Source organism: Nitrosomonas sp. Nm34, from assembly GCF_900113925.1.
In the GTDB taxonomy this organism is placed as follows: Bacteria; Pseudomonadota; Gammaproteobacteria; order Burkholderiales; family Nitrosomonadaceae; genus Nitrosomonas.
On sequence record NZ_FORD01000068.1, the window covers coordinates 1 to 11,063 of the forward strand.

The 11,063-nt window shown below is 42.2% G+C and carries 18 protein-coding genes and 1 tRNA gene; 5 read left to right on the forward strand and 14 right to left on the reverse strand.

Annotation, left to right across the window (positions count from 1 at the left end; genetic code table 11):
* Positions 1-131: 131 nt before the first annotated feature.
* Positions 132-365 (forward strand): hypothetical protein, encoded by a 234-nt coding sequence (locus BM283_RS15525; RefSeq protein ID WP_090694709.1) that lies wholly within the window; start codon positions 132-134, stop codon positions 363-365.
* 174 nt (positions 366-539) lie between these two features.
* Here BM283_RS15525 and BM283_RS15530 read toward each other — a convergent pair whose 3' ends face one another.
* A complete protein-coding gene (locus BM283_RS15530) occupies positions 540-866 on the reverse strand; it encodes a hypothetical protein (protein WP_090694711.1) in 327 nt (108 codons plus the stop codon).
* Between BM283_RS15530 and BM283_RS19630 the strand changes: the two genes are divergently transcribed.
* Entirely contained in the window at positions 865-1,134 is a 270-nt protein-coding gene (locus BM283_RS19630) for a hypothetical protein (RefSeq protein WP_139225302.1), read from the forward strand. The genes BM283_RS15530 and BM283_RS19630 overlap by 2 nt on opposite strands.
* Before the next feature lie 116 nt (positions 1,135-1,250).
* Here BM283_RS19630 and BM283_RS15535 read toward each other — a convergent pair whose 3' ends face one another.
* From BM283_RS15535 to BM283_RS20160, 13 genes are all read right to left on the reverse strand, one after another.
* Positions 1,251-1,463, reverse strand: coding sequence for a hypothetical protein (locus BM283_RS15535; protein ID WP_090694713.1), 213 nt, complete (start codon positions 1,461-1,463; stop codon positions 1,251-1,253).
* Positions 1,464-2,026: 563 nt separating this feature from the next.
* A complete protein-coding gene (locus BM283_RS18350) occupies positions 2,027-2,218 on the reverse strand; it encodes a hypothetical protein (RefSeq protein WP_139225303.1) in 192 nt (63 codons plus the stop codon).
* Positions 2,211-2,582 (reverse strand): hypothetical protein, encoded by a 372-nt coding sequence (locus tag BM283_RS15540; RefSeq protein ID WP_090694716.1) that lies wholly within the window; start codon positions 2,580-2,582, stop codon positions 2,211-2,213. Before BM283_RS15540 ends, BM283_RS18350 begins: the two co-directional genes overlap by 8 nt.
* A gap of 1 nt (position 2,583) precedes the next feature.
* Entirely contained in the window at positions 2,584-3,360 is a 777-nt protein-coding gene (locus BM283_RS15545) for a hypothetical protein (RefSeq protein ID WP_090694718.1), read from the reverse strand.
* Positions 3,357-3,512 carry a hypothetical protein gene (locus tag BM283_RS19020; protein WP_175492181.1) on the reverse strand — a complete coding sequence of 52 codons (156 nt, stop codon included), beginning with the start codon at positions 3,510-3,512 and terminating at the stop codon, positions 3,357-3,359. The genes BM283_RS15545 and BM283_RS19020 overlap by 4 nt, the downstream gene beginning before the upstream one ends.
* A gap of 108 nt (positions 3,513-3,620) precedes the next feature.
* Positions 3,621-3,806, reverse strand: coding sequence for a hypothetical protein (locus BM283_RS18355; RefSeq protein WP_139225304.1), 186 nt, complete (start codon positions 3,804-3,806; stop codon positions 3,621-3,623).
* 234 nt (positions 3,807-4,040) lie between these two features.
* Positions 4,041-4,529, reverse strand: a complete 489-nt coding sequence (locus tag BM283_RS15550) for a hypothetical protein (RefSeq protein ID WP_139225305.1) — start codon at positions 4,527-4,529, stop codon at positions 4,041-4,043.
* Positions 4,471-5,622: a phage/plasmid primase, P4 family gene (locus tag BM283_RS15555; RefSeq protein WP_090694722.1), complete on the reverse strand. Its 1,152-nt coding sequence runs from the start codon at positions 5,620-5,622 to the stop codon at positions 4,471-4,473. Before BM283_RS15555 ends, BM283_RS15550 begins: the two co-directional genes overlap by 59 nt.
* A gap of 122 nt (positions 5,623-5,744) precedes the next feature.
* Complete coding sequence (locus BM283_RS18360) at positions 5,745-5,936, reverse strand: hypothetical protein (RefSeq protein ID WP_139225306.1); 192 nt, start codon at positions 5,934-5,936, stop codon at positions 5,745-5,747.
* A 545-nt stretch (positions 5,937-6,481) separates the two neighbouring features.
* Positions 6,482-6,796: a HigA family addiction module antitoxin gene (locus BM283_RS15565; protein WP_090694726.1), complete on the reverse strand. Its 315-nt coding sequence runs from the start codon at positions 6,794-6,796 to the stop codon at positions 6,482-6,484.
* A 12-nt stretch (positions 6,797-6,808) separates the two neighbouring features.
* Complete coding sequence (locus BM283_RS15570) at positions 6,809-7,087, reverse strand: type II toxin-antitoxin system RelE/ParE family toxin (protein WP_090694729.1); 279 nt, start codon at positions 7,085-7,087, stop codon at positions 6,809-6,811.
* A 356-nt stretch (positions 7,088-7,443) separates the two neighbouring features.
* Positions 7,444-7,779, reverse strand: a complete 336-nt coding sequence (locus BM283_RS20155; RefSeq protein WP_254776404.1) for a site-specific integrase — start codon at positions 7,777-7,779, stop codon at positions 7,444-7,446.
* Between the two features lie 156 nt (positions 7,780-7,935).
* Positions 7,936-8,433 carry an integrase arm-type DNA-binding domain-containing protein gene (locus BM283_RS20160; protein ID WP_254776405.1) on the reverse strand — a complete coding sequence of 166 codons (498 nt, stop codon included), beginning with the start codon at positions 8,431-8,433 and terminating at the stop codon, positions 7,936-7,938.
* 171 nt (positions 8,434-8,604) lie between these two features.
* Between BM283_RS20160 and BM283_RS19025 the strand changes: the two genes are divergently transcribed.
* From BM283_RS19025 to BM283_RS15585, 3 genes are all read left to right on the forward strand, one after another.
* Positions 8,605-8,675: transfer RNA gene (locus tag BM283_RS19025), tRNA-Lys, on the forward strand.
* 603 nt (positions 8,676-9,278) lie between these two features.
* Positions 9,279-9,731 (forward strand): PAS domain-containing protein, encoded by a 453-nt coding sequence (locus BM283_RS15580; RefSeq protein ID WP_175492182.1) that lies wholly within the window; start codon positions 9,279-9,281, stop codon positions 9,729-9,731.
* A gap of 424 nt (positions 9,732-10,155) precedes the next feature.
* Positions 10,156-10,548 (forward strand): hypothetical protein, encoded by a 393-nt coding sequence (locus BM283_RS15585; protein WP_090694733.1) that lies wholly within the window; start codon positions 10,156-10,158, stop codon positions 10,546-10,548.
* Positions 10,549-11,063 lie beyond the last annotated feature (515 nt).

Below are 11,063 nucleotides of genomic sequence, written 5' to 3' on the forward strand. Positions count from 1 at the left end.
GTTGTAGTATCCATGGAAATCTGACTCCTCTCATGATGAAATTCTTTTGCAAAACCATTTCATCATAAGGAATTCAGGTTTCTTTTACAGCTTTTTTTATGTCGAACTCACGTTAAATAAGCGGGGCACAGATGAATCATCAGTTCGAATATGAAGGAAAAACTTTTGCGATTCGAGAAAAAATTTCCGAGGATCGCTATGCGGTTAGTGTTTTTTTGAATAACGAGCAAGTAAGTCCAGAGTACTCAGCTACTCTTGAAGTCGGCGGAGATTTCTTTTCTCAGCATCAACAACACATAATTGATCAGCTTGTAAGGATTGCAGAGGAAGACGTATGCAGTGGTATCTATTTTAGAGCCAAATAATTAGTGCTGCCTTAGGCAGCTATTGAGTCCAGACGCTATGCAACACAAAATTTATCCATTTTGGTGAGCTATAGAAAGGTTAACAAAGGCTAGTAAGCAAATAAGCCACACACTGATAGTGCATGGCTTACGGTTTTAATTAAATACCAACGAAATCCTCACCTACGATATCCATCACTTAGCCTCCATGCGGTAAGCGCTTTCAGCTTCCAATCGACGTCGCCAAGCTTTGTCGACATAATTGCAGCCTACTTCTTCAGCTTCGTTATTTATGGAGCATTCAAGCTCTTCAGCCTTTTCCCATATCGCTTGAAGAGCAGACAAGACGTTGTCGATATCTTTGCGGTTTTCTGGTATTTCTAGGTATGAGAATGCCAGCTTGGCAATGGATACAATTTGAGGGAGTACTGATTGTGATATGCAGTCTATTAATTGCACTGCGTCACGTAGATCCTGTGCTTCTGGAATGGGCGTGGGTACGGCTTGATTTTGTTTAGTCATGATGACTTCCTTTGAGATTGTTCAATTGATTGTTAAATTTCGCCTCCTGTTCAGAGAGGCAGCCGGGCGATTGAACACCGCTCAAAGACGGCCTGCAGGTTTCCCCTTGCGAGTATTGTATGGCTGCATGCCACCCGGCTATAAAACATCATTGCCCTTTACATTGGGGCAATATAAAAACTATGGACGTAAAAAAACCGCTTGTCTATCGGGTGCGGTATCCGCTTTGAGAAGGTGTGTTCAGCACCTGCCAAGAACTTTAACTTGAAGAAGGGAAGATGTAAACATTTTTTGATGTGATAAATAAGAAAACCCCCACCGGATAGCTTGGAGATCTAGTGAGGGTTTTGTTTCACATTCGAGAAGTTCATGACAAATGCTACATCATGAAATACTCTTAACGGCTTTTATTTTTGAAACTTTAAGAAAAAAAGGATAGGCTTCATCATCTGGCTCGTCCATTAAAATCTGCGGTAATAAATACTGATTTTCAGATTGAAGATAATCATCAATCTCACTTATAGGATGCACCTGATTGAGTCGCCCTATCAGCCAAAGTTTCCAATTGCGCAACGTTGCGTAATTGAGGATCGCCAACTTAAAAACGGTTCTTGCTGTATCTTGTGATCGATCACAAGAGATGATGGGTCGTTATTGCTATCTGGCGTTTCGCCAGATGCGCTATTTTCCCAACATTCCTTACACTATTGCTGGCACATACAAAAAACCATTCATGCCAGAAAATAAACGCTCTCACGCAATCCTAGCGCCTTTCTAGCCTCATCAATACTTTATATAGTCACGTCCTGTAATCGTTTGTTATGGCCATTCTTGCACGAATATGTAAATGTAAACCGCGTTTCTACCGGTCACGCAAATATGAAACTACGCGGGACGCTTCCCCCCGTAGTGGGTGCCCCGTCAGGAAGTACCTTAAATTATTTTACCTTGACTTTAAACGGACCACATCGCCTCAATGTGTTTTGCTCAGGCTTGTAACGTGGGGTTGCTGAGTTTTCTGTCGCCCTCAGCGTGGCGGCGCAGCCCGACAGCGGGAACACGCATCTGCGCCATGCCTCCTAGACTCTGCAAAGGGCTGGAGCTCCCTTCCTACGCTCGGGTGCAGTCCGCAAGGACGCCACGTAGACGGCTTTTGATCGTTAGCGATGCTCGGCAGTACGCTGAGCATCAAGTCCAGCTTGAATGAGCGATGATATTGCTGCGCTAGTAGAAATTCTGAGTCTTGTGCACTCCATAATCTCGTGACGGTGCTTCTCTACTCGCTCCATTAGCCGCTGTTCTGCGCAAAAAGTTACTCGCCGCAAATCTGATTTGTCATTGTTATTATTCATAATCACCACCCATGTAATTTGGAAATATTTCTGTGCCTCGTATCGGCCGCCAAGACGCCCAGGTGCTATGCCTTCTAGCTGGAGCTGCTTCCCTGCATCTGGCGCGTATCAGGCCATTTACAGCACGGCAGGCGCGTGTTAGCTGTGCATCCGTCAGGCCTGGCCAGGCCTTAGCGATACGATCTCTGGTAACCTCTGGTTCGTGATACCACGACGCCGTAAATTCACCCGCGAACGCCAACAAAACGCGCTCATCTTCTTCACTGGAGGTGCGATGAACCACACTCATTCCATCGATTGCAGCCTCCAGCGAGGCGGGTAGATCATCCGATGGATTGCCCTGTTTAAACTGTCGCTTTGCCATGTTAGGATACCGTCCAAAATGGTAACAATGAGTCGGTAACCGGTAGTAGTGCTTGACAGTTCGCGAAGCAAGTTACGGACATCGAGCCCTCGAAAGAATTTGCGCGCGTCGCGACCAGCGTTATATCTTCCATAAGTCCGACTGCAGCGCGGCTCCAATCGCCTACGACCGTTTGGGTTATGCAGTCAGTCAACTCTGCGGATATGCCTGCAGCAACCAGTTGACCGTCAGCACGAAATGAAGCTCCGCTTCCAGCTGTGCCGACCAAGGCTCGCAAGTCGTTGATACGCAGCCCACGGGCAGCAGCCGCACCGATTGAGAACGCTGCAGGTGTTTCGGCAATGATGGCATAGAGCAACATCTTGTCCGCAATTCGCCCCAGACCAGACATAATACTTAAAAGCAAGGCCTCCTCAAGCTCGCCGTTCATCCAGCGTTTTTGGGCTGAGCGTGTCAACGTAGTTCTGAACCCAAGGGCTGGCATGGTGTAGCGATCTGCTAATGCACGATACACAGGAACGTCTGAATTAGAAAGGTCGTCACCATCATCCACTAAAGAGAATCCTGCCGGCTCAGCTACGGCAAAACCTGCGGGTTGTGAGGTCATGATGATGACGCCATCTGGCTGCTGAATTGGTTGTTGCGGGTCTTTTATTAAGACTACGCTCGATCCAGCAGCTACGACTTTAGAACTCACGGCGACCGTTTCAGCAGCGATGTGGCTTATTACTCCAAGCTCACTTGGGCTTGGCAACACTACGTCATCGCTACTGTTCACACCTCAATTACTTTCAGGGCACGTAAGGAGATGTGACGCACGTCCTGCTGAGGACGCGACATGACGCGCCGGAGACGCTCTTCAACATCTACCACAGCGTCATAGGAAGGCGCGCTGTAGGCCTGGTCAAGCATTGTAGATATTATGTTCACAGTAAATTGCTTCGCAATAATTGTTAAGATTGTTTGTAAATTATTCCTAACTTTTAACAATAATTCCTCTTGTGGTTTTTCCGGACCGCGATGAATGATCCTTATCCATTACAGCGTAACCTGACTCAAACTCACCCCTTGCATGTCGCAAGAAATAAGCCAATGCCCGGGATCATTTCTACATTTATCAATCACCAGGTGATAATCTTCTTCTGGTTTGCCAATCCGATATAACCGGCCTTCAGTTATCACAATTATCCACCCAAGGTCGGAATACACGTTGACAATGTTCATTACATGTTCACAAATAAAAGAATAATATGATTGTTAATCAACAGCTTGACTTGATGTGTGAACGTTATGAACATCTTTTCTGGCCTGTGGGGTGCGCATCAGTTGTTTTAATCATCTTTTTCTACAAAAAATAAAGTTAGCGAAAAAAGCAGCACTTCTAGCACTTCTAGCACTGGCGCTGGTTTCCGGCCTGCTAATCCAGCACTAAACCAGCACCGCTCCCAAAATCCAGCACTAACTCCACGGCTGTTCATGATCAAATCTAATTCTCAATCCATTAATTCCAATACCAGCGCCGCGCCTTGACTCGTGAACACTGACATTTAAGGTTGCACAAGTTTGTAATAGCAATTCCCTGAACCTGCGAATTGCAAGACGTGTTTTATGAGCACGTAAACACCATTGAAGGAAATTTGCATAAAGCCATCTGTCGGCATTTTCGTATTCTGTTTCACGCCCTGGATCCCTGATTTCTCTTCTGTCTCCAATCTGCGTCCATGTATCAGGAGATGGCAAGCAACATTCAATTAACCAATCCGCTATTGGATTGCTGGCCGTCATGGCTTCTCTGGCAGCATCAAGTATTCGCTGTGGAGGATTGCGGATAATGTTTGAGATATCGTCTTGTGAAAGCTTGAGTAACCAATTGACCAAGCCAGGTAGTTCATAATGAAGCACTGCTTCTTCGCCGCCGCTCTTTGCCCCATGCCTGCTTTTCTTCATCGGTAGCTCTGCGATCAAAGATAACGGTAATACGTCGTCTATCTAATCCACTGGTATGGTCCGTGACTTGTAAAGATTCATTGCTTGCCATAATTACCAGGCTAGGGAAAATAAAGCTGCCTGACTGCTGCTGGTGCTTCCTTTCCAAGCGAATATGGTCTTGTCCAGTGATTGCCTTTAAAACGTTAATAGAACCACCGTATTTGTCTGACTCAGTAATGACGGCTAACCGTTTGTTATAAAGGAGTGCGGTTTCAAATCGGTTCTGCTCTAAGTGTTGCAGGCTTGTGCTTACAGCGTTATCCGTTCCGATCAATGCCGTCAATAAGCGCATGAATGTACCTTTACCAGTACCGCCGCTACCCTTGAGATGAAGAAATTTTTGAAGGTCGTTTCTACCATGTAGCACAGCCGCTATGAATGCCAGTAAAAATCTCACTGTCTCCTTGTCGCCGTCAACAGCTTGCAGTAACCAGGCTTTAATCCTCGGGCAATCAGTACCAGATTCATATTTGTACGGAAGACACCAAGTCATTGCATTACTTGGCGTTATCGGCTCCAGTGTTCGTGTTTCCAGATTCAGCAATCCGTTAACAAAAGGAAGTTTCCCGCTCCCAGTTTTCGGCAATGGCAACATATCACCATCAGCTAATAGCGATTTAATACCGTTCTTATAAGCTGGTTTAAATCCTAGATCACCAGCACCAACATACAATAGGTCAATCAATGCATTATCAAAAAACTGGTGAGCATCTAAAGGTAGCCAGTGAGTACCAACAAACTTATGCCAAGTTTGGGAATTGATGTCATGGGCAAAATAACCTGATAAGGCCTCTTTAACTATCAGTGCCGCCTTAGATTCAATAAGCAGGATCTTCTTTCCGCCGTCTTTTGTCTTTATTTCGTTAACTAAAAAGCCGGTGTCTATATCAGGTTTTAACGTTATTCCCAGTGATAGTGATGGGTTTTTGTCGTTATGAACCGGACAGCAAGCAATGTAACGACCTTCAGATATTCTTTTAAACTTGTTTAGCTTGGTGGATAGCTCTGACAGAACATCAGAACGTGTTGATGCTTTAGCGTCAATCAGCATGATTGACCTCCTTGTTTATATTTTGATTTAACACCACTACTTTTGAGATAGTGGTGGCCGAGGGCTCAAAACCGAAACAAGACGGCTGGCATATTCCCTGACGAATCAGGTCTTGTATTAGCCTAACACTCGGCCATAGGAAATCTTTGGGCGTAAAAAAAACCACAGCTGACGGGTGTGGGGCATTCTGCTTGTTTAAGTGTTTTGAGCACATGAACAAAATAATAATGTAGATATATTATCGCCGTCAACAACGCCATTTGTTGTAAAATATCTCTGCTGTGGTAAGCATTTTTAGATAAAGGAGCGTTCATGGTCGGCGCTCCTTTTTTAGTGGCACTCAATGCCTAAAACTCGCTTGATCTCCTTCAGCGGCCAAGCTAAACGGCCATTGACACGGATAGGGCGGATTAAGCCATTTTCGTTCATTGCCCACACGCGCATGGTCTGCGGTTTACGGTTGCAATAGAAAGCTGCCTCTTCTGTGGTTACAGTAGGGCGGGTAACTTCTTCGATAGGTGGGAATTTTTTTCGAGTGGTATAGAACTTTGTTTATTTGCTGCTGTTTGCATTTCGAACCATCTTTTTTTGTTGAAGATGGTTCATTATTTCAATGTCACTACTTTAATTCCTCTTGTGGATTTTCCAAACCGGATGGTTATTGAACATGCCTGCATTCTCTCGGTGTAACGTAAGCGGACCAGCGCTACCACCTATTATTGTTTCAGCCTATATGTAATTCTTTTGCTACTTGCGTTACCGTCATTTCTTTTAGTAACCATTCCCGTAATACTTAGCCTGGGTGAGCTGGATTGTGCATTCTGCTCATAGTTGGCTTCTTTACTGATGTATCGATAATTTAAGTTGGCTGTGCACTTCTGATGTCAACTCGCTTCACTTTTGGCAGGCCAGCTTTACGCGCATTCCATAAGTCATAAGCTGCTTGTTGTGCTATCCACAAATCAGCACTTCCGCCATTTTCTACCCCTAACCAACATTCCAGGCGCAAGGCCATTTCAGGAGAGATGGCAGCACGACCATTTAGCACACGCGATAAAGTAGCTCGACTCACGTTAAGTTGTTCAGCTGCTTCAGTTACAGATAACCCTAACGCGGGTAATACATCTTCTCGCAAGGTTTCACCTGGGTGTGGTGGATTATGTATTTTGCTCATGTCTAATTTTCCCTAATGGTAATCTTGATAATTGACCAGCACAGCATCTTCATTTTCAAAGGTAAAAGTGATTCGCCAATTGCCATTTACTGTTACCGAGTAATGACCAATGAGATCACCGCTTAAAGAATGTAGCCTCCAGCCAGGAATATTCATATCACTTGCATTTTTGGCAAGATCAAGCCTTATCAATTGCCGCCTTAACCGTGCTGCATGATGTGGTTGAATGCCGGACAGGTTGCCAGTAGTGAAGAAAGCTTCAAGCCCTTTATGGCGGAAAGTTTTTATCATGCCTAATTGTAAGCTGTAGCGTTACATGCTACAAACGTTATTTGATTGCTCGCAAACTTAGGTTAGCTTTGCTATCAAATTCAATTCCAGCCTCTTGCAATATCCATCCTTCAATTTTGATATGCCCTTTCCTTAATAAATCGAGTGGGCGTCTAACGTAGTGCCTTCCGCGTACATCTTGTGGTTTATGCCCTTGAATCTGGGCTGCGATGCCTGCGGGTGTCTCTACCCATTCAGACAGAGAAGCGAATGATCGCCGTAGACCATGAATAGACAAATCAACGTTAGCAATAGAGCAAACTTTGTTATGTTGCTTGGTTGGTTCGGTTAATTGTCCGCTGGCTGCGGTAGGGCTGCTAAATACCCATTGATTGCGACGCGGTAACTGACTTAATAAGTGTGTGTGATACGTAGGGTGTTAGTGGTATGACTTGGCTGCCCTCTACCTTGTCTTTTATGGTTAAGCTATTCCATTGGAAGTCGCAGTCTTCCCATTTCAGCATCATTACTTCTTCGCGCCTCCTTCCGGTTAAGAGAAGGGTTTGCAGGTAAGTGCTAATAACAGGATTTTGAATTTGCCTGACAGCTTGGAACCATGCAGGCAACTGCTCCTTCTGTAGCACATCGTTTTTAGCTTTTGCTTTGCCTAAGCTTTCTCTAGCTATTTTACTTTGCGCCGCATTGTCTATCACGATCTCCTTATAGATTGAATGCCTGCTACACCAGAAAAGGAATGCTTTCAGCAATCGCAATGCAAGCCGCGCTTGTGTGGGTCTTTTTGTTGCTTCGACTCTTGCCCATGATTCTATTTGCTCATTGGTCAAGTCAATTAAGCGGGTAGGGGATAATCATGCAAGTTCACCGGGTACCGTTAAGCCATTACCACGACGCAGCGCTTCACTACCTGAGTGCATGAGTGTTATATAATCTTTATAATGACGATCTGACCATAACAGTTTGCGTTCTTCAATATATTCAATCCACGCTGTACCCAACGTAATTGATTCACGCTTTTCCTTTAATTTCTGGGCAGCAAGCTCTGCTTCCCTGGTAGCTTCATTTTGCGCTTTTACTTCACGTGGGTCATATCCTTGGTCGATTAGAATTTGCAGACGTCGCGCTTCAGCTTGTGCCTCTGGGATACTCCACATGCTAACGTCCCCGATCGTGACGCGCATTGACTGGTTTTTAACCTTGGATTGAAAGATATACCGCTTGCGCTGTGAATTTGGAGTGGCCCGTACTCCTAATCCATGTACTTCATTGCACCAAAGGAAAGCTTGCGGTTTGCCTGAAGGGCATTGAAAGGATGAAATTCTTCCTGCTGTCAGTTTGATTTTGGACATAATTTTTTGGTCTAGCACCTAAAATTTGTAACCAGTTTGTAACCGAGTTTGGAATTTTGTAACCGTTTTGTAACTAATTTCTTAGAATATAGATAAATACGCTTCAACACAATTATAGCAATAAACTGTTGATTTATGTTGATATTAGAGGATTTATGAAATAGCAATCAACAGAAATAAATTGCTAGAAGTTCGGACTTTTAATCCGTTGGTCGCGAGTTCGAATCTCGCACGACTTACCAGATAAAACAAAGACTTAGGTGTTTCTACCTAAGTCTTTGTTATTTCAACATGATATAATACGTGCCGTTACCGTGCCGTTATTAGTCTGCCTAGGATGAAATTGTTCATTCTACAGTTAGCGCCAGTTTCACTGTTTTCATAAAACTAATAAAGTAAATATGCTGAAATATGTTTGTATTTCAAATTGATATAATACTTTGTTGAAATTTTATAACTTCTTACTGGGAGTAATTTTGTCTGCAAATTACTGTAACTTTTCTAGTAAGGAATTAGCAAACTAATGTGAATTTATTAACGCTCATTTGAGATATTGTAATAATTAAAGTAACCTATTTAATTATAAGTTGAATTAATTGCTCTCCTTGATTGCTTATTAGTTCCACGGCAGGCGATACTGCTCATGGCTGCATTTATTATGATAATGATAAAAAGTTTTTGAAGGGACAATAAGACTTCATTGGGTAATTGCGAAAGGATCAACCAGATATTTTTCATGCTTCAGATAGAAGAATTGCTAGCATGCGTTTCTGGCTCACGTATTACTTTAATAGGGATAAAACTTTTACATGGGTTGCAACTATGTAATGAATGGATTTGTAAAAATGATTACACATTACCCTTTTCCTGATGACGTACTAGAATTTCAAGAATTAATAGATTTATTGCCTATAGCTATTTTTATAAAAGATGCCGAGAGTAAAGTGTTGACAATGAACAAAGCTTGTGAATTGCAATGGGGTATAAATTTTAAAAATATACAAGGAACAGACGGCAGTCAATTCTTTCCATCAGAGCAAATGGAGCAATTTATCGAAAGAGATAAAGAAGTATTTAAGAGTTTTCATCAAATTGAGTTTGAAGGAATAATTTGTAATTATTCTCTTGGACAAAATCGCTTTGTTCGCACATCTAAGAAACCTTTGTATGACAAATGCGGGAAACCAGTCTGTTTGATTGGCATATCCATGGACATCACTGAACGCAAAAAGGCGGAGCAAAGTATAATGGAGATGGCAACCTTGGTTATGAAACTACAGCATACTATTATTGCATGACTGTGGTTGGAAGCTTGCTAAACTATTCAACTACAAGCATGTCTACCTGTCCTCAGCTTAATCGAATGTACTTCTATTAGTATTTTTAATTTTAGCCTATCTATATTCTATTGTTTCAATAAAGGAAGCAATTAATTTCTTGCTTTAATACTTATTTCTTGTGTTTTAATTGGATATTATACATCATAAGAACTTGATTTTATTTTTATAGGCTGGAAATGTATTAAAAACCATACTCTTATTATGAGTAAAGATCGAAACAGTAGATGCTGGGGATTAGGACAAAATATTTTTTGAATGATAGATTACATATAGGATGTTTCCTGTAAAGAACGTATTCTCAGCATGGTTATTTTCAAAGTAAAGGACGACCAAAGTTTTTAATATAAGGGAGTTAAGTAAGTTGTCTAGTAGAGGTGCTGTGATGAGAAAAAATATTTTTTGTGTGGCTGTATTAGCGATTGGTTTTTTATCAGGTTGCGCTCAAATGAGTCCCATAGCGAGTACTTTGAGTAATGATGAAATTGTTGCGAATCGACTTTTCATAGACCCTAATAATCATGATGCCATGGCTAAACATTACGAAGATGTGGCCAAAGAGATGAAAGCCAAGCTACAGGCAAAGAAAGAGCAACTTGAAGAATATGAAAGACACAACTACTACTATGGAAGAAAAGGGCAAAGCTTCCGGTCACATACTTGGGCTAATATGCGATATCTAGAGAAGTCTATTGAAGAGAATTTAAAAGAAGCTGCCATTCACCACAAAATAGCACAAGATCAACAAAAGCGAGATCTCAGTTTAAGAACTGAATAAATAGTAAGCTTTTAATTGAAGTGGTAATTAGTTAGAAGAAAAATATCTAAATTCCAGAAAATAAGGAATTCTTCAATAGCCGCGCTATCACTCGCAGATACGCGGCTTTTCTTTTTTTGTATCTGCTTTTATTTTATACGCTAGCACTATGCTTTATTTGTGCTGCATGCCTTTAACCTTATTGATGTAGTCAGTTAAGGTTGTAATTATTGTCCGGATCGAAGTGGCAAATTTGTTAATTTGGCTTTTTAAACTAGAGTTTAGAGTTTCACCCTTAAAGGAAAAAATTACCCAAAGATAAAAGAGTAACAAAAAACTTGACAAAGCAACGAAAAAATCGTTGCCGCCTTTCTAAATAGCTTTGTTTTTAAAAGCTATTTAGAAAGGCGGCCTCTAGAAAGAAATGTCATTTTACTTCTCGAGGCCGCGATAAACGCAAAAGGACAGGCTGGTATCCCTGGCGAACGGTGTAATTGGATAACATTTTTAACAAAAGCGCTACCCCTGCGATCAAC